This is a genomic window from Bacillus zhangzhouensis (genome assembly GCF_000715205.1).
Taxonomy (GTDB): Bacteria; Bacillota; Bacilli; order Bacillales; family Bacillaceae; genus Bacillus; species Bacillus zhangzhouensis.
In genome coordinates this window covers 1-1589 of record NZ_JOTP01000060.1, presented here as the reverse complement: position 1 = coordinate 1589, position 1589 = coordinate 1, and the positions used below count along the sequence as shown (strand labels likewise).

Annotated in this window: 3 pseudogenes; all 3 read right to left on the bottom strand. The window is 40.3% G+C overall.

Annotation, left to right across the window (positions count from 1 at the left end):
• Window positions 1-946, bottom strand: a pseudogene (locus BA70_RS18670) (terminase TerL endonuclease subunit); the annotation flags it as partial.
• Between the two features lie 5 nt (window positions 947-951).
• Window positions 952-1089 (bottom strand): annotated as a pseudogene (locus BA70_RS19825) (phage portal protein); the annotation flags it as partial.
• A pseudogene (locus BA70_RS18665) lies at window positions 1062-1586 on the bottom strand (terminase large subunit domain-containing protein); the annotation flags it as partial. The pseudogenes BA70_RS19825 and BA70_RS18665, both read right to left, overlap by 28 nt.
• Window positions 1587-1589: the final 3 nt, after the last annotated feature.

Here is a 1589-nt window from a genome sequence, read left to right as displayed (position 1 = left end):
TATTAAACCCCTTACTCTCAAGCCGTTGTGCAAGGTGCAGCGCATTCCATTTATCGTAAGCAGCTTCAATGACCCTCAATTTGTTGACGTGGGCAAATTCAATGATCCATCTCTCGACAAATTGATAATCCACCGCCTCACCTGGCGTAAACGTCATCCATCCTTGATCGCGCCATAGATCATAAGGCACTTTATCAGTAGCCATTTTCTCTTTTGCCTTTTCCTCTGGAATGAAGGAATGCTGGCCGACATAATAAAAACCATCAAGAACACCAACCCACCCGACAGAAGTCAAATCCGTTGTCATAGATAAATCTAAACCAAGATAGATCGCCATTTCTTTTAGATCAGGTATTTCACCATGACAGGCCCGCCATTTTGACATTTTCATATAGCCATTGTCTTTTTGATCGACCCAGCGATCCATATTTTTTGTAAGAAAACTACGCATTTTTTCAGGGACTTCTAAGGCGACTTGTAATGCGGCTCTTAACGATTCCATTCCCTCGGGATAAGTTGCTACTATTGGATTAGCCTTGATCCAGTTAGACTCATCTTTTATGTCATCGTCAGTATCTAGCTCGCAAATCATCGCAAAATAGCCATCATTCTCCACGTCTATATCAGGATCAAGGATCTTAGATGTGTATTCATATTCTTTAAAGCAGGGACTATTTAGATTAAATCCTGCCGTCGTGATGACAACCATCAAAGGACTACGTCTTGCAACCATACCACTATCAAGCACATCATAAATTTCACTTGTTTCATGTGCATGGTATTCGTCCACAATGCCTAAAGATGGGTTTTTTCCATCCCCCATTTTTCTTGCTTCCCTTGAAAGTGGTTGAATAATGGAATTTGTAGTATATTTCTTCACCTTACCATTAGCTGATGAATATTTCCCTTGAAGTATTGGTGCATGATGAAGCTGTTCAAGAATGGCTTCATTGCTATCTGCGCTTTGTTAAACTTCATGGACTCAACAAATTGAGCCTCTTGCAACGGCATCGCAATGGATTGATATTCTAGTCCATTATCAATAATGGCTATGTTTTCACCTTGGTTGACCCGCTTCCATTCTTTTCTGACGTTTTTTTATAATAATAAGTCGTTTCAATAATTGCTTTATATACTTCATCTGATTGCTCTCTTGACCAACCCGCAATAAACACACGATGTTTTTCTTGGGTTGGGAAAATCTCATACGAAGCCATTATAGCCAGTAGTTGCGATTTTGCGTTTTTCCTGGCTAACTGGATATATACTTTTCTGAATCGTCTAGCGCCATTCTCTTTTTTGTAAAAACCGTAGATATTAGCAGCCATGAATAACTGAAAGTCTGTCAATTCAATCGGCTTACCAGCTAATATCCCTTCGACGTGATTGAACTGCTTTGCCCATTCGTAGAAATCAAGGACTGCTTCTGCGTCAAAATAATACGGGCAATCTTCTGCTGCTAGCCGCTCTACGTCTTTAATGAACCTCTGAACAGCCCACTTGTGCTTCTTTCCTGCTTTTAATTCCCCCGTTTGGATCTTTTCACAATATGACCATACACGCTCAATTAAAAGCTCTGCGGTCATTTC